This window comes from Luteimonas sp. GW821-FHT14E02, from assembly GCF_058803905.1.
On the sequence record NZ_JBXAPK010000006.1, the window covers coordinates 76,538 to 99,056 of the forward strand.

General features: G+C 62.2%; 22 protein-coding genes. 9 read left to right on the forward strand and 13 right to left on the reverse strand.

Annotated features, from left to right (window positions below):
- Positions 1-33: 33 nt before the first annotated feature.
- The 7 genes from AC1RNP_RS11365 to AC1RNP_RS11395 form a co-directional block, all read right to left on the reverse strand.
- Complete coding sequence (locus tag AC1RNP_RS11365) at positions 34-1,128, reverse strand: SGNH/GDSL hydrolase family protein (protein ID WP_493051374.1); 1,095 nt, start codon at positions 1,126-1,128, stop codon at positions 34-36.
- Positions 1,129-1,309: 181 nt separating this feature from the next.
- Positions 1,310-2,452 (reverse strand): NAD-dependent epimerase/dehydratase family protein, encoded by a 1,143-nt coding sequence (locus tag AC1RNP_RS11370; RefSeq protein WP_493051375.1) that lies wholly within the window; start codon positions 2,450-2,452, stop codon positions 1,310-1,312.
- A gap of 129 nt (positions 2,453-2,581) precedes the next feature.
- Complete coding sequence (locus tag AC1RNP_RS11375; RefSeq protein ID WP_493051376.1) at positions 2,582-4,141, reverse strand: serine hydrolase domain-containing protein; 1,560 nt, start codon at positions 4,139-4,141, stop codon at positions 2,582-2,584.
- Between the two features lie 136 nt (positions 4,142-4,277).
- Positions 4,278-5,207 carry a M14 family metallopeptidase gene (locus tag AC1RNP_RS11380; protein WP_493051377.1) on the reverse strand — a complete coding sequence of 310 codons (930 nt, stop codon included), beginning with the start codon at positions 5,205-5,207 and terminating at the stop codon, positions 4,278-4,280.
- 229 nt (positions 5,208-5,436) lie between these two features.
- Positions 5,437-5,694, reverse strand: coding sequence for a hypothetical protein (locus AC1RNP_RS11385; RefSeq protein ID WP_493051378.1), 258 nt, complete (start codon positions 5,692-5,694; stop codon positions 5,437-5,439).
- Positions 5,695-5,947: 253 nt separating this feature from the next.
- Entirely contained in the window at positions 5,948-7,087 is a 1,140-nt protein-coding gene (locus AC1RNP_RS11390) for a glycoside hydrolase family 18 protein (RefSeq protein WP_493051379.1), read from the reverse strand.
- Between the two features lie 271 nt (positions 7,088-7,358).
- Positions 7,359-7,529 carry a hypothetical protein gene (locus tag AC1RNP_RS11395; RefSeq protein WP_493051380.1) on the reverse strand — a complete coding sequence of 57 codons (171 nt, stop codon included), beginning with the start codon at positions 7,527-7,529 and terminating at the stop codon, positions 7,359-7,361.
- Between the two features lie 106 nt (positions 7,530-7,635).
- Here AC1RNP_RS11395 and AC1RNP_RS11400 point away from each other — a divergent pair, with 106 nt between their 5' ends.
- Positions 7,636-8,298: a hypothetical protein gene (locus AC1RNP_RS11400; protein WP_493051381.1), complete on the forward strand. Its 663-nt coding sequence runs from the start codon at positions 7,636-7,638 to the stop codon at positions 8,296-8,298.
- A complete protein-coding gene (locus AC1RNP_RS11405; protein ID WP_493051382.1) occupies positions 8,295-8,789 on the forward strand; it encodes a YaiI/YqxD family protein in 495 nt (164 codons plus the stop codon). The genes AC1RNP_RS11400 and AC1RNP_RS11405 overlap by 4 nt, the downstream gene beginning before the upstream one ends.
- A 36-nt stretch (positions 8,790-8,825) precedes the next feature.
- On the opposite strand, the gene AC1RNP_RS11410 is transcribed toward AC1RNP_RS11405, so the two are convergent.
- Positions 8,826-9,383: a YaeQ family protein gene (locus tag AC1RNP_RS11410; RefSeq protein ID WP_493051383.1), complete on the reverse strand. Its 558-nt coding sequence runs from the start codon at positions 9,381-9,383 to the stop codon at positions 8,826-8,828.
- A gap of 317 nt (positions 9,384-9,700) precedes the next feature.
- Between AC1RNP_RS11410 and AC1RNP_RS11415 the strand changes: the two genes are divergently transcribed.
- Together AC1RNP_RS11415 and AC1RNP_RS11420 are read left to right on the forward strand one after the other, a co-directional pair.
- The gene (locus AC1RNP_RS11415; protein ID WP_493051384.1) at positions 9,701-10,258 is read left to right on the forward strand and encodes a hypothetical protein; all 558 of its coding nucleotides are present in this window, start codon (positions 9,701-9,703) and stop codon (positions 10,256-10,258) included.
- The gene (locus tag AC1RNP_RS11420; RefSeq protein WP_493051385.1) at positions 10,255-10,872 is read left to right on the forward strand and encodes an OmpA family protein; all 618 of its coding nucleotides are present in this window, start codon (positions 10,255-10,257) and stop codon (positions 10,870-10,872) included. The genes AC1RNP_RS11415 and AC1RNP_RS11420 overlap by 4 nt, the downstream gene beginning before the upstream one ends.
- A gap of 82 nt (positions 10,873-10,954) precedes the next feature.
- Here AC1RNP_RS11420 and AC1RNP_RS11425 read toward each other — a convergent pair whose 3' ends face one another.
- Both AC1RNP_RS11425 and AC1RNP_RS11430 read right to left on the reverse strand, forming a co-directional pair.
- Positions 10,955-11,845 (reverse strand): restriction endonuclease, encoded by an 891-nt coding sequence (locus tag AC1RNP_RS11425; protein ID WP_493051386.1) that lies wholly within the window; start codon positions 11,843-11,845, stop codon positions 10,955-10,957.
- A 136-nt stretch (positions 11,846-11,981) separates the two neighbouring features.
- On the reverse strand, positions 11,982-12,254 hold the full coding sequence (locus AC1RNP_RS11430) for a hypothetical protein (protein ID WP_493051387.1): 273 nt from the start codon (positions 12,252-12,254) through the stop codon (positions 11,982-11,984).
- Positions 12,255-12,608: 354 nt separating this feature from the next.
- Between AC1RNP_RS11430 and AC1RNP_RS11435 the strand changes: the two genes are divergently transcribed.
- The 3 genes from AC1RNP_RS11435 to AC1RNP_RS11445 are packed head-to-tail and all read left to right on the forward strand — an operon-like array spanning position 12,609 to position 15,355.
- Positions 12,609-13,760, forward strand: coding sequence for an SPFH domain-containing protein (locus AC1RNP_RS11435; RefSeq protein WP_493051389.1), 1,152 nt, complete (start codon positions 12,609-12,611; stop codon positions 13,758-13,760).
- A gap of 21 nt (positions 13,761-13,781) precedes the next feature.
- Complete coding sequence (locus tag AC1RNP_RS11440; RefSeq protein WP_493051390.1) at positions 13,782-15,098, forward strand: TFIIB-type zinc ribbon-containing protein; 1,317 nt, start codon at positions 13,782-13,784, stop codon at positions 15,096-15,098.
- On the forward strand, positions 15,095-15,355 hold the full coding sequence (locus tag AC1RNP_RS11445; protein WP_493051391.1) for a hypothetical protein: 261 nt from the start codon (positions 15,095-15,097) through the stop codon (positions 15,353-15,355). Before AC1RNP_RS11440 ends, AC1RNP_RS11445 begins: the two co-directional genes overlap by 4 nt.
- Before the next feature lie 96 nt (positions 15,356-15,451).
- Here AC1RNP_RS11445 and AC1RNP_RS11450 read toward each other — a convergent pair whose 3' ends face one another.
- Positions 15,452-15,973 carry an REP-associated tyrosine transposase gene (locus tag AC1RNP_RS11450; protein ID WP_493051392.1) on the reverse strand — a complete coding sequence of 174 codons (522 nt, stop codon included), beginning with the start codon at positions 15,971-15,973 and terminating at the stop codon, positions 15,452-15,454.
- A 175-nt stretch (positions 15,974-16,148) separates the two neighbouring features.
- On the opposite strand from AC1RNP_RS11450, the gene AC1RNP_RS11455 reads away from it, so the two are divergent.
- On the forward strand, positions 16,149-16,634 hold the full coding sequence (locus tag AC1RNP_RS11455; protein ID WP_493051393.1) for a transposase: 486 nt from the start codon (positions 16,149-16,151) through the stop codon (positions 16,632-16,634).
- A 17-nt stretch (positions 16,635-16,651) separates the two neighbouring features.
- On the opposite strand, the gene AC1RNP_RS11460 is transcribed toward AC1RNP_RS11455, so the two are convergent.
- Together AC1RNP_RS11460 and AC1RNP_RS11465 are read right to left on the reverse strand one after the other, a co-directional pair.
- Positions 16,652-18,340 (reverse strand): AIPR family protein, encoded by a 1,689-nt coding sequence (locus AC1RNP_RS11460; protein ID WP_493051394.1) that lies wholly within the window; start codon positions 18,338-18,340, stop codon positions 16,652-16,654.
- Positions 18,341-18,385: 45 nt separating this feature from the next.
- The gene (locus AC1RNP_RS11465) at positions 18,386-21,904 is read right to left on the reverse strand and encodes a methylmalonyl-CoA mutase family protein (protein WP_493051395.1); all 3,519 of its coding nucleotides are present in this window, start codon (positions 21,902-21,904) and stop codon (positions 18,386-18,388) included.
- A 211-nt stretch (positions 21,905-22,115) separates the two neighbouring features.
- Between AC1RNP_RS11465 and AC1RNP_RS11470 the strand changes: the two genes are divergently transcribed.
- A complete protein-coding gene (locus AC1RNP_RS11470) occupies positions 22,116-22,436 on the forward strand; it encodes a YXWGXW repeat-containing protein (protein WP_493051396.1) in 321 nt (106 codons plus the stop codon).
- Positions 22,437-22,519 lie beyond the last annotated feature (83 nt).

Sequence of the window (22,519 nt, forward strand, 5' to 3'; positions counted from 1 at the left end):
CGGCAAGTCCGCGCCGGCCTATTCGATGCGAATCTATTTACCTTCCGCAAACCACGCCAGATCGATCGCTGCGGCCATCGCTTTGTAGCCGGCATCGTTCGGATGCAAATGATCGCCGCTGTCGTAGTCGGACCGCAGACGATCGGGGCGCGCGGGATCGCGCATCACCTTGTCGAAGTCGACCACGACATCGAAAGCACCGGAATCGCGGATCCAGGCATTGACCTCCTCGCGCTTGGCCAGCGCCGCCGGCGTGGGGGGCGCCGGGAATTCCGTGCCTCCCCTGGGCAGCAGCGTCGCGCCAAAAATCTTGATGCCCTTCGCATGCGCGCGGGCAATCAGCGTCTTCATGCCATCGATGATCTGTTGCGCCGACACTTTCTGCTCCGGCTGCTTCAACACATCCGAGGCGGAAATATCGTTGCCGCCCTGCAACAGCAGTACCCAGCGCACTCCCGGCTTACTCAAGGCATCACGATCGAAACGCGAAAGAGAGCTTGGGCCACGATACGGCGCCGCCCCATCGTTAACAATGCGATTGCCGGCGATACCCGAATTGACGACGGCAATGTCCGCCAATGCCGAATCGGCTTGTAATCTTTCAGCCAATGCATCGGGCCAGCGCGCATTCCGGTTCTCGGTCGAACCAACGCCGTCGGTGATGGAATCGCCAACGATCACGATCACGCGCGCCCCGGGATCTGCCGCAACTTCAACATCCGTCAGGAAATAACGCCTGTCTTCCGGCTCGCCTGCAGGAAACTCCGCTACCGCGGTGGCATCGCCGTTCGCGAAGAACGCGTCCTGGCCGGCGGCACCATGCACGGTCGGCTGCTTCGCGCCCTTGGGCAGATACAAACTCACCGCGAGCTGTTCGAGCGCGGTGACGGGCAGCGCCACCGGATCGCTGAGCAAGCTATCGCCTTTGGCGATGATCACGGTCGTTTTGCCGCCAAACGTCACCGCGCGATCCGTAGCGACCTCGACAGCCGACTTGCCCGCGGACTTGGCCACACGCACCGGCCCGATCGTCACTGGCGTCGTCCCATACAGATTGGAGAGACGGATACGCACGGCGGACCCGGCGATGCTGGTGCGAATTACTTGCCGCACCGTCTGCGCCTTCAACTCGTCGCCTGCCGATACGGGTGCCGCACCCCAGGCTGCCACCCAATGCACTTCGTTGGTGGAAGCCTTCATCTCGGCCTGGGCGGACGTCGCCAGGCCCGTGACGCACAACAGACAGCCCGCCAATACACGCTTGAGCGTTGAATTTCGCACGATTTGATCCTTGATGTGGCGAGTCAGTTCATGCGCCCTTGCGCGAACCCCAGGCCTTGAGCAATTCCGACTCCTGCTCGCGCGTGATGCCCGCGCGCAGCTTGGCTTGGCGATCAGCGGGTAGACTGTGGAACCAGGCCAGGAGATCGGTGACGGTCGTGGCGAGTGGGCGGAAGGTAAGCCCCGCCTGGATCGCACGCGCATTGCTCACCTGTCCATAACCGGCGAAAGGATTGTCACGCGCCGGTACCCAGATCGGCAGATCGACTTTCTTTTCCTCCACGAATGCCGGCGTGACATGGGTGAACGTCACCGGTCCGCCCGTGACGGCCTGGCAGCCATACAGCATCGCGTCCATACCCAGCGAATAATTCGGGCCTACGGCATTGAACGTACCGGTGGTGCCCGCTTCCGCAAGACGGATCATCCATTCGCCCAGATCGCGACCGTCGATGATCTGCACCGGATCCGCGCCATCGCCTGGCACCAGCATCTCTCCGCCCTGCGCTACGCGGTGCGGCCAGTAAGTGAAACGGTCGGTCTCATCGCGCGGCCCGACAATGTAGCCCGGGCGCACGATGGTCACGCGCTCGCCGAACTGCTTGTGCGCCTCGGCTTCGCTCAGCGCTTTCAGCGGGCCGTAGAGATTCTCGATGTCGCCGCGCAGCGTTTCCTGCGTCTCGGCCATCGCGTCCTTGCCCTTGTAGACGGCCAGCGGTGCATCCTCGGTGATGCCGGGCTTGCTGCCGTCCGCATAAACCGAAATCGTGGAGATGAAGAGGTAATGCCCGACGTTGCCCTTCAGCACTTTGCCCGCATCGCGCACCCACATCGGCAGGCTGGTGGGATTGTCGATGCACACGTCCCACTTGCGACCTTCCAGCGCTTTCAGGTCGCCGGTGTTGCGATCGCCGTGCAGTTGCTCGACCTCGCCCGGCCATTCCGGCGAAGGCTTCTTGCCGCGATTGAACAATGTGATCTTGTGGCCGCGCGCCAGCGCATAGTTCACCTGGAACGGACCGGTGAAGCCGGTGCCGCCCAGGATCAGGATGTTCAGGGGCTTGGCGGCCTTGCCCACAGGCGCAGACGCGGCAGCGGAAGTGAGGGACGGCAGTGCGCTCGCGGCCGTGGCGAGGGCGCCGAGTTTGAGCAGTTCGCGGCGGGTGGGCATGTGATGTCTCCTGTCGGCGGGCGTCCCGGCAGCCGCTGCCCTTGCAGCAGGTCTCGCCAGACTCTCGACACTCTTACACTTCCGGACCTGTGCGCGCGTATGGCGAAAGTCGGGGTTCGGGGCCTGAATTCACTCGCGTGCGTAGTACGCCACCGCATCCGCCTCGGGAATCGACAGCGAAATCCCGCGCACCTTGCCCCAGGCGTCCCGGCGGAATTCGAACACGAACAGATACAGACCAGCATGCACGAACTGCGCCGGCCCCAGCGGCAGGAGCGGCGTTGGCTTGTCCCGGCCAGGTAGCACGAGTTCGACCACATCACCTTTGACGCTCACTTGCAGGGAGTCGAAATCGAAGTTGTCCGCCGATGCCCGACGCAAATCCATGGGCACGGACGTATCGAGCCGATAACGGCCAGCGTAATCGGGGGATGGCGGCAGGCGCAGCGCCACGGTGCGCATCGGCGGATGCGCGCCCAGGCCGATCGCATCGGCCAACGCGTTGCGGATCTCAAAGGACAACTCGCCACCATTGCTGCCGTTGGTCAGGATCACGAAGCCGTCGCCCGTTTCCGGATAGCCTTCCATGAAGGCCAGATAGCTTTCGTTGGCGCCCGCGTGGAAGAAATATCGCCCCGGTCCCGCACCGCCCAGGCGTGGCCCCAGACCGAACGGACCAGGCGATACCTCGGTCATCATCGCGAGCGTCAACGGCTGCGACAGGAAGTCGGCACGGCCTTGATAACTCTTGATCAACCCGCCGACGAATTTGCCCAGATCGTTCGCGCTGGTCCACAAGCCCGACGCCCCCGCCTCGGCAAAACTTTCCCAGCCGCGCGGCAGTGCGTTCGGCGCACCTTCGCCGTTGTGCGCCTTGGCGATGTTGCCGCGCGCGACCGATAGCGGGCTTTCAAACGTGCTGCGACGCATGCCCAATGGCACGAACACTTGCTGCTCGGCCAGTTGCCGCAGCGGCATGTCGGCAACGTCCTCGATCACCATCTGCTCCACGGTGACGCCGCCGCCCGAATAATCGTTGACCAGTCCGGGCGCGTGCTTGAACCGCACCGCCTCGCCCTTCGCCGGCTTTTGTCCGTCGAGTATCTGCCCCAGCGTCGGCAACGGCTCGCCAGGCTGGTAATCCGCAAACCCATGCACACCGAGGCCGGAAGTGTGCGACATCAGCATGCGCAGGTTCACTTGCGGCTTCGGCACTTCAGTCGATGCCGGCAGCTTCCAGCGTTTCAGGTAATCGTCGACATTGCGATCCAGATCCAGCCGCCCTTCCGCGACGAGCCGCAGCGTCGTCGCCGCCGTCACCACCTTGCTGATCGATCCGACCGAGAACAGCGTGTCGCCATCGACCTTGTCCTGCGTCCCGGCCTCGCGCACGCCGAAGCCCGACGCCTGCACCACCTCGCCGTTCTTCAGTACCGCGACCGCCACTCCGGGCACCTTGTAGTGACGCATGCGTTCGGCCAGCGACCAGTGCGGCATCGCTTCGTCCGGCGCGATCGCGCTGGGTCGCAAGCCGTTGTCGAGTGCGGCGAGCGGATTCGGCGCGACTGGCTCCCGCGCCTGCACGGAGGCGACTGCGGCAAGCGCCGCCAGCGCCAGCCAACGCAGGTGCATCGCGGGAAAACGATTCGCGGCGGAATCAGGCTGATGCTGAACAATGCAGGCGGTCACGGCAGATTCCCTTGCGACGAAGACACGCAGTGTGATCGGGCCGGTCGTCCGCGCCATGTGCTTCCGGTAATGGATCGCAACGAGGACCGTCGCCGGGCCAGAGCGCCAGCGCACAGGAAAATGTGACGGCGGGATCTCAGCCGGTCTTCGTGCGCGTCAGAACGAAATCGAGAGCCGCCCGTATCGCCGCCACCTGTGCTGCGTTGCACTGCTCGGGCGTTGCGCGCGGACTGTCCGGATAGACCTCGGTGGTCGTCTTGTAGGCGGCGCCCGTGATACTGGGGCACAGACCGAGCTGCTCGACCGGATAATTGATGACGCCCTGCGCGACCACGACAGAACCGATGATCTCGCCCTTCTCATCGGCTGGCGCGATATGCGTGACCTCCGCCACCGCCGCAATGATCGCCTGCTGGAACTCGGGTTGCGGGTTCTCGCTATCGCCAACCAGATAGAAACCGTCGGGAATCCCGCCCTGCTTCGATGCCTTGCCGTCGCGCGCGGCCAGCGCGGGGCGGAACTCGGACTCGTCGGTATCGGTGGTCTCGTGCAGGTCAATGTGCATCAGCACGCGATCGTGCAGCGGCGCGACCATGCGCATGAGCGCGGCCGACTCCTGCGCGGGGCTGCCCTCGCGGAACGAGCGATTCGGATCGATCGCATGCGGGTTCCATCGATGGATGCGTTCGTAGGCCCACGGACTGACGCAAGGCGCGACGACCAGGTTGATCCGTCCTTCGTACTGCGACGCATGCAGATCGAGAAATTTCAGCGCTCCGTGCACACCACTGGTCTCGTAACCGTGCACCCCGCCTGTGACCAGCGCAACAGGCAGATCATCGCGCCATGCACGGGTTTTGACGGCGATCAATGGATAGCTGTCGGGCGGATAGTCCAGATGACCGTATTCCGTCGCGTCGAAGCGTGCGCGCAGGCGATCGATCACGCTGAGCACATCGGCTTCGTAGCTGCGCTTGCGCGTCTGCCGGGACAGCCATTCGGCTTTCTCCGTGTCGCCCCAGGGTTGTCCAGGCGTGCCGATCGGATATGGGGCCGGGTTGGTCATCGTGTTGCTCGCTCTGCGTGGCTGGCGGAAAGGCCCGACACTGTAACCGCCTGAAACGAGGCTTGAAACAGGCCAGACGTAATTTTCGCGACGTCGCGGCCGCCCTCCGCACGCATACCGACGAATCATGACGCCCATCCGCTCACGACATCGGACCGCCTGCGACCGATTCCGCATACGCATCAGGCTCCGATCACGGAGCCTGAGCGTGTGTCCAGATTGTTCCAGCCTACTGCCCGTCAGGCACGTCGCATGTCCAGATCGAGGACGCGGACCAGTAGTTGTTCCGGCTCACGTGGTTGTACACCTCTTCAATCGGTGTTCCTCCCTGCGCCTCGCATTTGCTGATGGCATCGGCGCGGGCATCCTCCAGCGCGATACCGGGGTCATAGCTCTGCCCACTGCCGGAGACATGCACCACCGCGGCCAAGGCCGATCCGATGGGCAATAGAAACGCCAAAATAATTGCGATGCCGTGCTTCTTCATTCTCATCCTCCCAGTGTTGGTCCAACTCGCGGATTCGATCACGCGACAGGAAGGCGGCAGTAAAATTTGAGTAAGGGGACTGTGAAATGTGTTCCACAAACATTTCCACAAATCCTCTTGCCGAAAAGTCATTCTGGAACAGCGAGTCGCATCCTGTTTTCATCCCCGTTTTCATGGCAAAACGAAACAACCAGAGAACGAAACCTTGCGAATACGGCTGGAGCACGGTCGCCGGTCGGCGGAGCCATTCCGCTCATTTCATCCCTTTGACCATCGCATCGAGCAAGGCTTGCTCATCGTCATCCGCGGTCAGTTCCCACGTAAACACTCCAAGCAGGTCACGCTTCTTGGCAAAACCGGCGCGGATGGTGATCGACTCGGGATCTTCATAGCTGACGAACGCGTGTTCCTTGGGATTGAACAGCCACGGCGTCTGCGCCACCGCATGCCAGTGTCGCTGCCACTGCGGATCGCTCAACAGCTTGCGCTTGATGTCGCGGTAATCGCCGACCGGGAACGTCCCGCTGTAAGGCTGATACAGGCCATGTTGGGCGTCGGATTTCACGCGATACCCGCGACCATAGAACGGGACGCCCAGCACCAGCTTGTTCGCCGGCACACCGTTGCGCTCGTAGTAATCGACGCCACCTTCCACGCTGTTCCAGCGGCGCAGCTGCGGATCGAGCGGATCTTCCGCCACCTCGCGCAGGGGCGCATTGAAACTCGCCACGGGAGTGAACACCGTCCCCATGTCGTAGGTCATCAGATTGATGAAATCGAGCAACTTGGCCAGCTCGCCAAGCTCGAAGCTGCGTGCCGGATCATAAGGTCCCGTGGATTCCATCCGCCCCGCCGGCAGCGCGGCGGTCACCAGATACGCCTGTTTGCGCTGCCGTCCTAGTGCATCCAGCTCGCGACGGAACTCGCGCACCAATGCCGTCATGTTGCGTCGGTCTTCCGGTCGCGCGGTCAACTCAGGCGGCCCGCCGTAGACCGGGAACTCCCAATCGATATCGACGCCATCAAAACTGCCGCGATGTTTGTCGAAGAACAACGTCAGGCAGGATGCCACCAGACGTTTGCGGGTCTTGGCGGTGAGTGCGGCATCCGAAAAGCCGCCCGCGCTCCAACCGCCGATCGAGATCAGCGTCCGCAGACGCGGGTATTCGCGCTTCAGCTTGGCCAACGCCTCGATATGGGCACTCGCCTGCTCACCGATCGCGCAGCGGCCATCCTCGATCCGTGCGAAGGCGTAGAACAGATGCGTGACCTTGTCGGCGGGAATCCGCTCGATGGGGTAACGCGAGGCGGAGCCGGCTGGATAGTAGGCACCGACGACCTTCGTATCGGCCTGATCCGCGGCACGCGCGGTGTTGAATGCAATCGCGGCCATCGCGACAACAAGACACGCCCCAAGCCCTCGTAGCATCCCGTCCCTCGCAAGTGAACGACATCGGCTTGCAAGTGTGCGGCCGTTGCCCAAGGGGTCTAGCCTAGTTCAGCCGTAACAAGCCGTACAGACGACGAAAGCCAAAACCTGGGCGAGTTCACTTTCCCGCGCGACATTACGGCATCCACTTATGACTTACCGAGACCACCACCGCACGCATGCGTACTGATGAACCATCATGCCCACCTGTCATCGGCGCTCATCAGCGCATCAGTCACCTGGCGCGCGTGAAATAGTTCGTCCGCATGATTGGCTGGCCGTTGGCGCCGAAGTAGGTAGCGGTCTCGACCATCGTCTTGCCATCCGCAGCGACCGCGTAGATGCGGGTCGATGCCGGAATGCCTCCCCTGCCGAGCGCCATCACCAGGACATTGGGGGTGGGCATCCTCAAGGCGGCGATGTCGGCCTCGGTGCTGCCTGTGATGGGGACAGCCGTACCATCGAGCGCGGCGGTGCTGACGGCGTGACTCTTCGCGCCACCGCCATCGACGATGTCGACCTGTGTCGTCCATTTCCCGCCGCTCGCGTCGCCGAACGTGATCGTGACGCTCTTCGGCCGTGCTTCAGGCGGCATCGGCAGGCGTGAAACATCCACAGCCCAGCTGCCAATCAAGGGGGACGCCTTAGATGAGCGTGCAAGCGTCGGTGTGCACGGGATCAAGGCTGCGACCAGCAAGACGGCAAAACACCCTTTCATACGACCTCCTCAGGGATCGGCACACAACAGCTCACAATTCGGCTTTCCTGATTCTACGAAAACAGTCTATCTCTATCCCGTGGGGCCCTGGGGCGAGGCAGGACGCGCCATCGGCGTGTCTCCGGACAAGATTATTGAAACCCAGGCAGTATTGTCCTGGCATGGGGCCGTGCCGGTTCCTGAACAAAACGATATCTACTTGAATTTCCGGAACGGCCCGGGATTGCATCGGCCCCGTAACAACGAACCAGGCTCCGTTCTTGCATTGCCGATCTTTTCCGTACACTACACAGCCGCCCCCCACTCCTCCTCCATGGCCAAGCCCAACTATTCATTCGAAAAACGCCAGCGCGAAATCGCCAAGAAGAAGAAACAGGACGAGAAAGACGCCAAGAAGCGCGCCGAGCGCGAAGCGGCGAAGGCAGCGGCCACGCCGCCGCCAGACACAGTTAAATGAACGACGCGGAGCCGAACCCGCAAATCTGGGTGGACGCCGATGCCTGCCCTGCGGTGATCAAGGACATCTTGTTCCGCGCCGCCGAACGGACGCAGGTCGCAATCACCCTGGTCGCCAACCAATGGCTGCGCACTCCGACATTGCCCCATGTACGCGCCCTGCAGGTGCAAGGCGGCTTTGATGCCGCCGACGACGCGATTGTCGAGCGGGTCCGGCCCGGCGATCTGGTGGTCACCCAGGACATTCCGCTGGCCGCACGCGTGCTCGAACGCGGCGCGGAAGCCGTCAATCCACGCGGCGAGCGCTACACCAAAGACACCATTGCCGAGCGCCTGTCGATGCGCAACTTCGTGGATGAGTTGCGCGGCGCCGGCGTGCAGACCGGCGGGCCGGCGGTGTTCCATGCGCGCGACCGGCAGGCCTTCGCCAATCAGCTGGACCGCTGGCTCGCGGCGCGAAAGCCAGCCCGGCCATCGAATAAGCCAGATTGACGCTTCGATCGGGGAATTGAACTTTCCCCGTTTTTGTCAGGCGGCAACACCGGCCGCCTCCATGCGCAGCACGGGCCGCAGCGTCACGGTGGCCGTGTCGCTCATCAGTTGCAGCTCGCCATCCTGGATCAGCGCATTCAAACGCATGCCGCGCTGAATCAGCGCAGCCGACGCCTCCACCGCATCCGCCGGGATGTCGACGACGGTCAGATTCTTCAGGCGACTCAGCGAAGCGGCGATCTTGCTCCACCACAAATCAGCGGCGCGACCGCCGTAATTCACCACGATCACCTGCCGCGAGCGCCCGCACGCCTTGCGGATCCGGCTCTCGTCCGGCTGTCCCAGATCGATCCATTGCTCGATATCGCCGACGCGATCGCGTCGCCACAGATCAGGCTCTTCCTCGTTGCTCAGGCCACGGCCGAACTCCAGCCGCTCATCGGCGTACAGCGCGAATGCCAGCAACCGCACCATCAACCGCTCATCGGTTTCGGACGGATGCTGCGCCAGCGTCAGCGGATGAGTGGCGTAGTAATGCCGATCCATATCGCTGATCTGCAACTCGGCCTTGAGGACGGTGGCTTTGAGTGCCATGGAGATGCCTGAGGAATGTGAACGCCATTCTAGGTGTTATGGCGTAGCACGCGCGATCGCGCAGGCTCATCTGGTGCCTCCCTGCTGTCGCCGCGATTCGAATCCAACTCCATTCAGTCGTGAAATAGAGGGCATATCCACTATTCCACGCCACTCCACGCCATCGGCAGATTGTCACCAACAGCCCGGATCGTCGGTTATCAGCGCCGGAACGCCTCGATCAACGAACAAATCAAGCGTGACCTAGGGCACACCTCAGGTTGCCGTCCTTTGCTTGCAACGCCTACGATCAAGCTCCCGAAGCCGGATACGGTCCGATGATCATTGCCCGTACTGCATCGTTTGTCGCCATCATTCTGCTGGCATCGTGCACGCAGCCCACTCCGCCCACCGAAACCGCGAATACGCCGGCCGCACCAACGGCCGCCAGTCCCGCGCCGGAAACGGCGAATCCGACAATTGCCCAGCCGGCTCCCGCGCCTGCTCCCGCATCGACATCGATCGCCAGTCAGCCCGGCCCTCAAGGCTCGCAATGGGATCTCACCAAAGCCGCCGTCACCGGCAATCTGCTCACCGTGCAGTTCGCGGTGAAACCCGCCGCCGACAAGAACCTGTTCTTCATCGACCAGAAGATCGAAGACATCAGCGTCGTCGACGACACCACATCGCAGCGCTACAGCGTTCTCAAGGACGACACCGGCAAACCGATGGCTTCCCCGGTCGCGTCGACAGGGAGAGTGCTGCATCTGAACATTGGTCGCGGGTCGCAAGGCGTGGTCTGGCTCAAGTTCCCGGCGCCGCCGGCCAGTTCCGCCACCGTCTCGATCAACATTCCCGAGGTGGGCCCGTTCGACGGCGTGACCGTGCAGCGATGAAGCGCATCGCCGGCATCATCGGCGTGATGTTCGCCCTCGGCTGCGCGCGTGAGCAGCCAGCGGCGCAGGAGCAGACCCCGCATGCGCCGCCCGCAGCGAGCACATCGGCCGTTCCCGCAACGGCGCCCGCGCCTCCGGCACAGAACAGTGGGGCCGCCCTGAGCGGCAATGTCAGCGGCCTGACCGGCCAGGTCTCGGGATTGCAAGGTCTCGTCGACGCGCTCGGCGGCGAAATTCGCGATCACGAAATCTATGTCGCCCTGCCCGCCGACACGCTGTTCGAGTTCGACAAAGCCGACATCCTGCCCACCGCGGAAGCGAACCTGCGCAAGCTGGCGGAGCTGATCGGCAAAACCCACGGCACGGTGCTACTCAAGGGCTACACGGACGCAAAAGGCGACGATGCCTACAACCTCGGCCTGTCCAAGCGTCGTGCCGATGCGGTGAAGGCATGGATGGTGGCAAACGGTATACCGGCCGAACGCCTCGATGCCGCCGGTCACGGTGAAGCCGATCCAGTCGCGCCCAACCAACAGCCTGACGGCAGCGACAATCCTAACGGCCGCGCCAAGAACCGGCGCGTGGAAGCCATCCTTCCACGGCGGACTTCATAGCAATTTCTCACCAAAAAAGAATTTGCACTAACGGAGTAGTCCTGGATATCGGATGAAGAAGTAAGGCCGAACGCAGAATCTGCTACATCTCCGGTGTGGTGTCCTGAATCACTTTCATTGCATCATCCGCTTGGCTCTGTGCACGGCGAATCTCTTCACGCGTTGGCTCACGTGGCGGCGGTAGCGCAACTTGGGGCTCGGCGGAAGCAGGAAGCTCGCTGCTCGGCGCCGGAATGATGGGTTGGGGCTTCGCCGTCTGTTGTGTGGGTGGGCTCACCTTTGCTAGTGACAATGAATTCACCGCACTGAGAAAAACCCTACCTGCGAAATACAGGATCAACACAAAGAACAGAAACGCCAGAAATTGGATGATCAGCTTGATCCCTAAACCGAAAGCAATGGTGCGCCCCACGCCACCAGCCTTGCCACGGCCATAACGAATTCGATCTTCCGCAGCGGACAGCAGACGATCCCCCGCCGTCGCCGCGATCCTCTGAACCGCGTTCGTTTCCGATCGCCCTCTACCCGCATCAAGCGAGGGTAATGTTTCAAGTACATCCTCTGGTAGCGGACCTAGCATCTCGCGCAAGTCGTCGCCATCCACCAGCTGTACGTGACCACCGCGCGCAGCTGCTTCGATGGCAGCGCGGGTGAATTCGCCAGCCGTCACTAGAATGGCGCCCGTTGCACCTTCATTAACCATCAACCCGATCAGCTGATGCACTTCGTTATGAGGCACCTGATAGGCATTCCAGCCTTTGCACTGGACGAGGATGTATTCATCGTCCTTGCGCAACTTCAGGTCGATGCCCCCATCGAACCGGCGGCGGGTACCGCCGGTACCGACATGCTCCACGCGATAGCCGTGCGCCGCGTAATAGTCCGCCAATAGCGCTTCCAATCGATCCCAACGCACCCTCGCCAAGGCATCGTGGCGGCGATTCCTAACCTGCTTTAGGCCATCCGTCTCCATGTTAGCCCCTGGCGCCGAGAGTGAAGCTCCAGGGACTTACTTTGAACTTGTTCTACTGGAAAGTGAATCCGGCGTGGTCCAGCAAAAACGAAGAAACGGGCTGGTTGTCAGCACCGGATATCGCAACCGAGCCGGATCAGTCCTCGGTCGTGCACTCCAGCGACACCCGGGCGGCCGGATATCCGCTTTCCTGATCGACCCACTGGGCCAGGACCGTGTAGTCCTGCGAAGAACGTCCCCAACTCAGGTAGCACTTCTCGTCCGCCACGCGTAGGGCGTTGTCGATCGCTTCTTCGCTGGTGTGTCCGTAGGACTCTCCGATGACCTGGAAAGTATGGACGTCGGCGAGCGCGGCGGCGCTGTAGGCGACGGTCAGGACCAACGAGGCGGAAAGGCACCACTTTTTCATCGCATGCTCCATGCTTCGGGTTAGACCCGCACCCTGCCAGCCTTCCAAGAAGGCAGTGTTAAAAACAGATAAAACGTAGATGACAGCCAGCGACAGGCCCTTGTGTCCATGACGCAGCCCCCTGGGTCAAAACGGCTTCCTCGACATGTCGAAGCCAAGAGACCCCGCTTCTCCGACGCGGGCGTATGCAAAGGCCGCACCAACCCGCCCCATGGAGCAAGCGAGCCCGAGCCCGTTTCTGTTCCGCCTTTCTGTATGTTTTCCCGGCGCCCCGCCTTCGGCGTGCCGCCGGGAATGTATAGTGCGTCCCGCATGGCGGGAATGGTATCCGGCCACGAATCGCGGAGTGATGTCATGGGTCTTGTGCAGGCGGTGGCGGGTGCGGTTGGCGGTGTGCTGGCCGATCAGTGGAAGGACTTCTACACGGTGCCGGACGGCTTGCCGGCGACCGCGGCGCTGTTCGCCGCCGTGCCGCGCGGCACCAATGCCGGGCGCGGTTCGAATACGAAGGGCTCCTCGAACATCATCACCAACGGTTCGAAGATCGTCGTCCCCGAAGGCTACGGGCTGCTGCTGTTCCAGGACGGCGCGATCACCGGCTTCGCCGCCGAGCCGGGCGGTTACGAATGGCGATCGGACGACCTCAACTCGAAGTCGGTCTTCGCCGGCGACGGCCTCGTCAGTTCGCTCATCAAGCAGAGCTGGGAGCGCTTCAAGTTCGGCGGCCAGCCGGGCTCGCAGCAAGCCGCCTTCTTCGTCTCGCTGAAGGAACTGCCGGACAACCGGTTCGGCACGCAATCGGAAATCTACTGGGATGACGGCTTCCTCAACACACAGGTCGGCGCGGTGACGCGCGGCTCCTACACGCTGAAGATCGTCGACCCGATCCTGTTTGTGAAGAACTTCGTGCCGGCCTCGTATCTCCAGCCCGGCCAGGTCTTCGATTTCACCGACATCGACAACGCCGCCGCCGGCCAGCTCTTCAACGAAGTGGTCGGCTCGCTCGCGCCGGCCTTCAGCCTGTACTCGAACGATCCGGGCAAGGGTAATCGCATCACCAAGCTGCAGCAGGATTCGATCGGCTTCGCCAAGAGCCTGTCCGACGCGGTGGAGAACGCCTATCAGTGGAAATCCGATCGCGGCCTGGCCATCGTCAAGACCGCCATCGTGTCGATCGAATACGACGCCAATACGCGTGAACTGCTCAAGACCGTGCAGCGTGCCGACGCGCTGTCCGGCTCGCGCGGCAATTCCAACCTGCAGGCGAGTGTCGCGGCGGGCATCCAGTCGGCCGGCGAAAACGGCGGCGCGGCGGGCCTCGTCGGCGTGGGGATGGCGTCGGGCATGGTCGGCGGCCTCGGCAGCCTGCAGCAACCCGTTGCGCCGGCCGCGCCCGCCGCCGACGATCCGGTCGCCAAGCTGAAGCGGGCGAAGGAACTGCTCGACCAGGGCCTGATCACGCAAGCGGACTACGACGCGGTGAAAGCGAAGGCGCTGGGTCTGTAAGCCGCGGATCGCACGACGACGATGTCCAACGCCAACACTCCGCCGCCGTTGCCGCCGGCGGCTCCCACCCGCCCCGGATCGCCGCAGGACGTCCCGCCATTGCCCGGCAGTTCGCCGCTCGACCCGGCGACGCTGCCCAAACCCATTCGCGACGAACTGGAGGCGCCCGACCCGGTCGCCATCGACACGTCCTCCGACGAACTCAAGGACGGCCTCAACCGCTGCCCGAAATGCGGGTCGACCGACATCCGCCACAAGCCGGGCAGCGACCTGCTGATCTGCCTGTACTGCCGAAACGAATGGCACGGCGCGCGGGTGGAGGAGGAATTCGGGCTCGGCGAAGGCCTCGATCAACTCAGCGGCACGATCATCGCCTCGGGCGCGCGCGACATCGCCGCCGACGCCGCCAGCCTGATGACCTTCAAGTGCACCGGCTGCGGCGCCGAGGTGACGATCAACACCGAAAACGCGATGACCGCGCGCTGCCACTGGTGCCGCCATGTCTTCGGCGTCAACGAGCAGGTGGACAACGGCGCCGTCCCCGACGCGCTGCTGCCCTTCCACATCAAGAAGGACGACGCCGTCGCGCGCATCCGCCAGTTCGTGAACAAGCGGCGATTGTTCGCGCTGAAAGAATTCAAGGAACAGTTCACGCCCGAGAACGTCGTCGGCGTCTATCTGCCCTACATGATCGTCGATGGCAAGGCGAGCGCCGATGTCGCCGGCCATGGCGAGATCGAGACGCGCCGCTACACGCGCGGCAGCGGCAACGACAAGAAGACCTACTACGACGCCGACGTGTACCAGGTGCAGCGCCACGTGGATTTCACCGTCGACGACCTGCCGCTGGAATCCTCCACCGAACGCGGCAACCTCGACACTCGCGTCAACACCAACAACATCATCAACACCATCCTGCCGTTCGACACCAAGAACGCGGTGAAATGGAACGCGTCCTACCTGTCGGGCTTCACCTCGGAGAAGCGCGACCAGGACGTCGAGCGCCTGCGCCCGCGCCTGGAGGACCAGCTGCTGTCGATCGCCCGCGCCCAGGTCGAGCCATCGGTGGATCGCTACGATCGCGGCGTCCGCTGGGAACAGGAACGCCTGGACGTGCACGGGACGCGCTGGGTGTCGATGTACCTGCCGGTCTGGCTCTACTCGTACCACCAGCCGGGCCGCAACGGCGGCCTGTTGCACTACATCGCCGTGAACGGCCGCACCGGCGAGACCATGGGCAGCGTGCCCGTGCAGCAGTGGAAGCTGCTGCTGGCCGCCATCACTGTCGGCACCTTCCTCGAAGGCATTGCACTCTTGATCGTGGGGAACTCGATATGAGCGACGACAGCGGACTCTGGCTGCTTGCTCTCGGTCCGGCCGGCGCGACCGCGCTGTACTGGGCCCTGTACAGGTATTACCGCAATACCGACAAATCGCATGCGTTCGAGCGCGAAACAACGGTCGAGGCCAAGCCGGTGACCGGCTCGGACAGGAAGGTCGACACGGTGACCGGGACGCGGGAGACGCGGATCGATGGCGATAACGTGGGTGAGTACCGCAAACGCGTGCAACGTATCCAGGGCGGCAGCGGATAACGGGACATCCGGTGCCACCCAGACGGATGCCGCGTCATGCCTTAGCAAGGCGTAGGGCGGGCTCAAGCCCGCCATCCCAACCTATCCGCCCCCAGCCTACCGCCCTGAAAACGAACCCCCTTCCCCAGCCCAATCCAGCGCATACGCCCCACGTCCAACCCAATCCCGGAACGACGAATACGGCCAATCCGCAACCCGCGCGACATGACCGTGCTTCACCGGATTCCAGTGGATGTAATCGACATGCTGCTGCAAGTCGCGGGGATCCCGGATCAAATGCTCCCAGTAGCGCCGTTGCCAGATGCCACGTTCGCGCCGCGCGAGCCGGCGCGCGGATCGGCGTTCGTCGGCCGGCACCTGCCGGCAGAAGCCACCCTTGATCTGCGCCCAGCGACTGGCGTTATCCACGTCGCCTTCCGGCAAACGCCACACGCAATGCAGGTGATCGGGCAGCACCACATACGCCAACAGCACGAACGGCCGTACCGACCGCGTCGCATGGAAGGCCTTGCGCAGCGCATCGACCCGATCTACTAGAAGCCGACGACGGCGTTCCAGCAGATTCACGGTAAAGAAATAGGTGCCGCCCGGCACCCAGACACGTCGATAGTTCGGCATGCGCCCAGCGTGCCGTCCCGCGCGGTTGCCGGGAATCGGCGGATGCCGCATCGTGCTTTCGGACAATTCCGAATAGGTGGTCTGCGGCCGCCCAGCGGCGGGCCAGGGCCCGCCCTACGACAAAACAGCACATCGCGGTAAAGCGTAGGGCGGGCCTTGGCCCGCCTTACACGGGTTGGGGCGACGCTACGTCCGCTATGTCAACGACCGCTATCATCGAACGGGCACGCTCTGGGAGGGACGCTACAAGGCATGCCTGGTCGGCGATGACCGGTATCTCCTCCACTGTCATCGCTACATCGAACTCAATCCCATGCGCGCGCGGATGGTGGCCGACCCCGCCGACTATCCGTGGTCCAGCCATCGACACCACGCCTTCGGCACCCCTGCCCCGCTTATCACCACCCATCCCGCGCTGACGCGCCTGGCCCCCGATTCCGATGAACGCAGACGCCGTTACCGGGCCCTGGCCCTGGAGGCTGTCGCGCCGGAAGAAACCGACGCCATCCGCCTGTACCTGCAGCGCCAACAGTTCTATGGACCAGACCGGTTCCGTCGGGCAATCGAAGCGCAACTTGGGCGCTCGTTGGGCCCAAGGAAGATCGGTAGGCCACGAAAGATCGTAGAACCCGAGGCGTCAGAGGCGGAAAGTCGACTCTGACCCCTGTTTTGCCGGGCTTAGCCAAGGCTCGCGCAAAGCTTTTCGATTGAATCAGCCTTTTTTCTTTTCACATCTTTTGCGTATTGAGCAACCAATCTTGCCGAAATCCTCTTACACCAAGCTGGGCTCTTAAGATCGTTCTTGTAGTCAAAGGCAACCTCATCCTCGTCCCCACCCACGATCTCCGCATTCAGATCCAGTGCGAGTGAGCTTGCCAGACTGCCAAAGACCACTTCTAATTTCGGCAAGTTCCCAGAAGACATAATCACCTCGATATTCCCAAGCGTTCTCGCTCCGGCGGCATCTGTCCGCATCAACCGAACAACCGAATAGGCCAAGAAGAACTTCGTCAGGTTGTAATAGGCGAAATGCTTGTCTTCAATCGACTCCAACTCAGCCTCCACAGCGCAGAAGCACTTCCAGAAACCGAGAACCTTTGCACCTGTGACATCGGGCCTACCAAATATGTCCGAATGAAGATCATCCATCACCTTGTACTTCTGGTGACAGCTCCACGGCTGCTCCAGGTCCATGGCGAGCAAAATCAAGCCAGCTAATTCATTGGCAAGAATCTGCTTGCCTTTATTCACCTCGCCTTGCTTGATCTCATAAGCAACGGTATTTTTACTGGCAAACGCAACTTCAGCCTTTAGGCGCTGCTGGATGTTGTGATTAGATTTGAGATCTCGCGGCTTGATCGCATTCTGATTATTACTGTTTGTCGTAATTCTTTGAGAAAGAGCAATATCGCCTTTAGTCTCAATCAGCTTAACCAGAATCTTCAAATCCTCAGTAATCTTTGGCTTCTCAGCCATGAGAGAGGTGAGGCTTTGCGCCCCATTGACAACAACATAGTCCTCAACCTCGACTCGCCCCTCCCCCTCTGAAATGATCTTTCTGCAGAGGACATTAATTCCATTGTGATAGAGTGGAAAATTCTTGTGTTCACTCTTCTCACGAATGCTAGCCCTTAAACCCTTATTAACTTTAGTATTACCCAAGGCCAATCGGACGTTCTGTTCAAATAAACGCCCATCACTGATTCCATCCATCTTCAAGAGGTTGAGTGCGGGAGCTAAAAATAGCCTAGCCGCAGCCCCTCCCGCTTCATACTCTATAACATCAGAGTCTGAAACATCGAAGAAGTAGCTGCCCTTTATTCCACCATCAACATCCAGATCGACGTACTCATTGGCAATTGCCTCAGCGTCAAATAGATCGATTTTCGGAAGCTTAGAAAGCACCGCTTTCGCATCCTTGTTTGCCGCTGCATTACTAATGAAAACACCACGCACTTCGTAGCCAGCGTCAACTTTTTCAGCCAAATCAGTCCGAATAATGGTCTGCTTTAGCTTTTCGTTCTTTGTCTCCTTGAGAACCTCATCGATCTTCTTCTTGCTATCAAACTGCTTAAGGGTCCCGAAGAATTCTTTGAGGTCCTTGTCTCCAAATTCAGCATCAGCCTTAGTTTTCGTCTTCGCTTGAAGAATGAAAACCGTCTCTGACACATCATCTACATAGATGGCATCAACACCTTTGTCATGTTTAGCATCGACACAGGCGTCGTCCGCATCAGCCTCTTCCAAGCGGTAGATATGCTCCAAAAACCACCTGAGAAATCGGCCAGAGAAATCCGGCGCTCGCTTCTCGTAATACTTCAGGTGGTTTTTTGAGAATTTACTGTGGTTAAGGTCTGCAACTTTCATAGACATTCCCTGTGAACATGGCACGCGGAGCGCACGCACGAGCAGTTACATATTCCGCCGATACTCCCCACCCACGTCATACAACGCATGACTGATCTGCCCCAGACTATGCGTCTTCACCGCCTCCATCAACGCCTGAAACACATTCCGGCGCTCCCGGGCGGTCGCCTGCAGGTAGGCCAGCCCATGCCCATCATGGACGAAATCCTGCTCCTCGTCCGAAGCTGCCAGATGCCCATGCTCAGTCTCCCCGACCGGCGCCAGGACATTCCGTGACTGCTGCCACGCCTGCACATTGGCGATCTGCTGCCCCTTCTCCTCCTCGGTCGAGCGGATCAGTTCGATCTCGGTGGCGATCTCGCCGCCGTGTTCCTTGGGCAGGAAGGTGTTGACGCCCACCAGGGGCAGCGAGCCGTCGTGCTTCTTGTGCTCGTAGTACATCGACTCTTCCTGGATCTTGCCGCGCTGGTACATGGTGTCCATGGCGCCGAGCACGCCGCCGCGCTCGCTGATGGCTTCGAACTCCTTGTAGACGGCTTCCTCGACGATGTCGGTGAGCTTGTCGACGATGAAGCTGCCCTGCCAGGGGTTCTCGCAGAAGTTGAGGCCGAGTTCCTTGTTGATGATCATCTGGATGGCGACGGCGCGGCGCACGCTCTCTTCGGTCGGCGTGGTGATGGCTTCGTCGTAGGCGTTGGTGTGCAGGCTGTTGCAGTTGTCGAACAGGGCGTACAGGGCCTGCAGCGTGGTGCGGATGTCGTTGAACTGGATTTCCTGCGCGTGCAATGAGCGGCCGCTGGTCTGGATGTGGTACTTCATCATCTGGCTGCGCTCGTTGGCGCCGTAGCGCTCGCGCATGGCGCGCGCCCAGATGCGGCGGGCGACGCGGCCGATGACGGTGTACTCGGGGTCCATGCCGTTGCTGAAGAAGAACGACAGGTTGGGCGCGAAGTCGTCGATCTTCATGCCGCGGGCGAGGTAGTACTCGACGATGGTGAAACCGTTCGACAGGGTGAAGGCGAGCTGCGAGATCGGATTCGCGCCGGCCTCGGCGATGTGATAGCCGGAGATCGACACCGAGTAGAAGTTGCGCACCTTGCTGTCGACGAAGTACTGCTGGATGTCGCCCATCATGCGCAGGGCGAACTCGGTGCTGAAGATGCAGGTGTTCTGGGCCTGGTCTTCCTTGAGGATGTCGGCCTGCACGGTGCCGCGCACGGTGGCGAGGGTGTCGGCCTTGATGCGGGCGTAGGTGTCGGCGTCGACGAGCTGATTGCCGGAGACGCCGAGCAGGCCGAGACCGAGGCCGTCGTTGGTGGGCGGCAGGTCGCCGTGGTAGCGCGGACGCTCGCGGCCTTCGAACAGAGCCGCGATCTTCGCTTCGGCTTCGGCCCAGCGCTGCGGATCGGCCTTGAGGTATTTCTCTACCTGCTGATCGACGGCGGTGTTCATGAACATCGCCAGGATGATCGGCGCGGGGCCGTTGATGGTCATCGAGACGGACGTGGTCGGCGCGCACAGGTCGAAGCCGGAGTACAGCTTCTTCATGTCGTCGAGCGTCGGGATGTTGACACCGGAGTTACCGATCTTGCCGTAGATGTCCGGGCGCGGCGCCGGGTCCTCGCCGTACAGGGTGACGCTGTCGAAGGCGGTGGACAGACGCGCGGCCGGCTGGCCGACGCTGAGGTAATGGAAGCGGCGGTTGGTGCGCTCGGGCGTGCCTTCGCCGGCGAACATGCGGATCGGGTCCTCGCCGGTGCGACGGTACGGGTAGACGCCGCCGGTGTAGGGATAGCTGCCGGGCAGGTTTTCCTTGCCGAGGAAGGTCAGCAGTTCGCCCCAGCTCTTGTAGGTGGGCGCGGCGATCTTGGGGATCTGCTGATGGCTGAGCGACTCGCGGTAGTTTTCGACCTTGATCGCCTTGCCGCGCACTTCGTATTCGGTGACGGCGTCGGTGATCGACTTCAGGCGCTGCGGCCATTCGCGTAGGAGCTTCAGCGATTCGGAAGTCAGCGACTGGATGGCGTCGTTGTAGCGCTGGCGCAGGGTCTTGAGCGAGTTGTCGGTGCCTTCGCCGAGGGCGTCGGCGTCGTAGAGATCGAGTTGCTTCGGCAGTTTGGCGTCGCCGATTTCGTGCAGCGATTGCCAGAAGGATTGCGCGCGATCGGCGGCTTCGGCCTGCTTCTCGATGGACGCATTGATGCGTCTGCCCTGCTCCGCGATCTCGGCGAGGTAGCGCACGCGCGCGCCGGGAATCAGCACGGTGGCGCGCGGTTCCTTCAGCGTGGTGTCGAGGCGCGACGTCCAGGCGTCCTTGGGCAGGTGCAGCTTGTCGCTCAGCAGGCGGCACAGGTTGGTGAACATCCAGCTGATGCCGGGGTCGTTGAACTGGCTGGCGATGGTGGGATAGACCGGGACGTCCTCATCCTTGACGTTGAACGCCACGCGGTTGCGCTTCCATTGCTTGCGCACGTCGCGCAGGGCGTCCTCGGCGCCGCGCTTGTCGTACTTGTTGAGCACGATGAGTTCGGCGAAGTCGATCATGTCGATCTTTTCGAGCTGGCTGGCCGCGCCGTAGTCGCTGGTCATCACGTACATCGGGAAGTCGACGAGGTCGACGATCTCCGAATCGCTCTGGCCGATGCCGGCGGTTTCGACGATGACGAGGTCGTAGCCCAAGCCCTTGAGGAAGCCGATGCAATCCTTGAGGACGGCGTTGGTGGCGACGTTCTGGCGACGCGTGGCCATCGAGCGCATGTAGACGCGGTGGCTGCGCAGCGAGTTCATGCGGATGCGATCGCCGAGCAGCGCGCCGCCGGTGCGGCGACGCGTGGGATCAACCGAGATCACGGCGATGCGCATCTTCGGGAAGCTGGCGAGGAAGCGGTTGAGCAGTTCGTCGGTCACCGACGATTTGCCGGCGCCGCCGGTGCCGGTGATGCCGACGACCGGCGTCTTGCCGCTGGCGATCTGCCATTGCTTGCGCAGGCGGGACAGTTCGGTTTCGGAATAGCTGCCGTCCTCGATGGCACTGAGGACGCGGCCGATGGCGATCTCGTCGTCGATACCCGGAGCGTCGTTCTTGTCCGAGGCCCGCGCCGCGGCGTCGCGCGCGTCGGCGGCGCGCTTGACGACGTCCTGGATCATTTCCACCAGCCCCATCTTCATGCCGTCGTTGGGGTGGTAGATTCGTTCGACGCCGTAGGCTTCGAGTTCGCGGATTTCTTCCGGCGTGATGGTGCCGCCGCCACCGCCGAAAACGCGGATGTGCGAGGCGCCGCGCTCCTTGAGCATGTCGACCATGTACTTGAAGTACTCGACGTGGCCGCCCTGGTAGGACGAGAGCGCGATGGCGTCGGCGTCTTCCTGCAGCGCGGCGCGCACCACGTCCTCGACCGAACGGTTGTGGCCGAGGTGGATGACTTCCGCGCCCTGCGACTGGATCAACCGGCGCATGATGTTGATGGCGGCGTCATGGCCGTCGAACAGGCTGGCGGCGGTGACGAAACGCAGCGGCGAGGCGTCGAGTTGGGCTTCGGGAAGGTTTGTGGCTGGCGTGCTCATCGCGCGCTCCGGACGGCTACAGGAATGGGCCAATTGTAGCGTGCGGCCGGTGGTGCCCTCGTTGCCGCGCTTGTGGGCGTGGCCGGCGGACCGTGCGCGACCGGATGGATGGCCGGCGCCTGAACATCGCCGATGCCCCGGTCAACAGGCAGCTGGCCGTGACGTTTCCATCCTCGAACGGTGCATGGGCACCGGATACGAGGAGAGCGTCATGATGTTGCGTCCTTTGGTGTTGTCGGCGGTGATCGGCCTGGCCGCGCTCGGCGGCGGTCTGCACAGCGGCGAGGCGCAGGCGGCCGGGTTCATCGGTGTCAGCGTGCGCGTGGCGCCGCCGCCTCCGCGCTATGAGCGTGTCGTGGTCCGTCCGGGCTATGTGTGGACGCCCGGTTATTGGCGCTGGAGCGGCCGCCGGCACGTCTGGGTTGCCGGCTATTACGTGCCGGTTCGCGCGGGCTATGTCTATCGGCCGGCGCGGTGGTATCGACATGGGCCGGACTGGCGCTTCCATGGCGGGTACTGGGCACGCGGGTGAAGGGCGCGCTTAGTCGATGCCCTATCGGCATCGATTGCGCTCCGAACGACCGGCCATGGAAGGCCGGACCGGACGATCCGATG

Coding starts and splice junctions, on each gene's coding strand:
- AC1RNP_RS11370 (WP_493051375.1), bottom strand. CDS start 2,452: ATGCCCACCCGCCGCGAACTGCTCAAACTCGGCGCCCTCGCCACGGCC.
- AC1RNP_RS11380 (WP_493051377.1), bottom strand. CDS start 5,207: ATGACCAACCCGGCCCCATATCCGATCGGCACGCCTGGACAACCCTGG.
- AC1RNP_RS11385 (WP_493051378.1), bottom strand. CDS start 5,694: ATGAAGAAGCACGGCATCGCAATTATTTTGGCGTTTCTATTGCCCATC.
- AC1RNP_RS11390 (WP_493051379.1), bottom strand. CDS start 7,087: ATGGCCGCGATTGCATTCAACACCGCGCGTGCCGCGGATCAGGCCGAT.
- AC1RNP_RS11395 (WP_493051380.1), bottom strand. CDS start 7,529: ATGCCCACCCCCAATGTCCTGGTGATGGCGCTCGGCAGGGGAGGCATT.
- AC1RNP_RS11400 (WP_493051381.1), top strand. CDS start 7,636: ATGTCGACCTGTGTCGTCCATTTCCCGCCGCTCGCGTCGCCGAACGTG.
- AC1RNP_RS11405 (WP_493051382.1), top strand. CDS start 8,295: ATGAACGACGCGGAGCCGAACCCGCAAATCTGGGTGGACGCCGATGCC.
- AC1RNP_RS11410 (WP_493051383.1), bottom strand. CDS start 9,383: ATGGCACTCAAAGCCACCGTCCTCAAGGCCGAGTTGCAGATCAGCGAT.
- AC1RNP_RS11415 (WP_493051384.1), top strand. CDS start 9,701: ATGATCATTGCCCGTACTGCATCGTTTGTCGCCATCATTCTGCTGGCA.
- AC1RNP_RS11420 (WP_493051385.1), top strand. CDS start 10,255: ATGAAGCGCATCGCCGGCATCATCGGCGTGATGTTCGCCCTCGGCTGC.
- AC1RNP_RS11425 (WP_493051386.1), bottom strand. CDS start 11,845: ATGGAGACGGATGGCCTAAAGCAGGTTAGGAATCGCCGCCACGATGCC.
- AC1RNP_RS11430 (WP_493051387.1), bottom strand. CDS start 12,254: ATGAAAAAGTGGTGCCTTTCCGCCTCGTTGGTCCTGACCGTCGCCTAC.
- AC1RNP_RS11435 (WP_493051389.1), top strand. CDS start 12,609: ATGGGTCTTGTGCAGGCGGTGGCGGGTGCGGTTGGCGGTGTGCTGGCC.
- AC1RNP_RS11440 (WP_493051390.1), top strand. CDS start 13,782: ATGTCCAACGCCAACACTCCGCCGCCGTTGCCGCCGGCGGCTCCCACC.
- AC1RNP_RS11445 (WP_493051391.1), top strand. CDS start 15,095: ATGAGCGACGACAGCGGACTCTGGCTGCTTGCTCTCGGTCCGGCCGGC.
- AC1RNP_RS11450 (WP_493051392.1), bottom strand. CDS start 15,973: ATGCCGAACTATCGACGTGTCTGGGTGCCGGGCGGCACCTATTTCTTT.
- AC1RNP_RS11460 (WP_493051394.1), bottom strand. CDS start 18,340: ATGAAAGTTGCAGACCTTAACCACAGTAAATTCTCAAAAAACCACCTG.
- AC1RNP_RS11465 (WP_493051395.1), bottom strand. CDS start 21,904: ATGAGCACGCCAGCCACAAACCTTCCCGAAGCCCAACTCGACGCCTCG.
- AC1RNP_RS11470 (WP_493051396.1), top strand. CDS start 22,116: ATGATGTTGCGTCCTTTGGTGTTGTCGGCGGTGATCGGCCTGGCCGCG.